This is a genomic window from Shigella sp. FC1967, assembly GCF_001743005.1.
In the GTDB taxonomy this organism is placed as follows: Bacteria; Pseudomonadota; Gammaproteobacteria; order Enterobacterales; family Enterobacteriaceae; genus Proteus.
The window spans coordinates 1-331 of sequence record NZ_MIIZ01001483.1 but is presented as its reverse complement, the minus strand read 5'-3'; the positions used below and the strand labels follow the sequence as shown (position 1 = coordinate 331).

At 49.8% G+C, this 331-nt stretch carries 1 pseudogene; it reads right to left on the bottom strand.

The window, feature by feature from the left end:
- Positions 1–46: 46 nt before the first annotated feature.
- Positions 47–331: pseudogene (locus BHE89_RS23190) on the bottom strand (zinc ribbon domain-containing protein); the annotation flags it as partial.

The following is a 331-nucleotide window of genomic DNA, read 5'->3' as shown; positions in this document are numbered from 1 at the left end:
TTCCTCGTGACTGCTCCCCGCCGTAAACGGCGAGGCTTCCCACTTCTCAGACCGCAACCCTCTGTACGACGGATTTACGCGGGTCTCCATGGGCTGAAAACGACGAGTCCCGCCGCGTGTAATTCCAATATGCCCTTGTGTCGGATATTGATTGCCGCATTGATATCTCGGTCATGTTCAACTCCACATTCAGGGCATTGCCAGATACGCTTATGTAGTGGCATTTCTGACATTTTATGACCACAGCAATGACAGGTTTTCGAACTGGCAAACCATTGATCCAGTTTTACCAGATGGACGCCTTTTTCTGCGGCTTTATATTCCAGCTTTG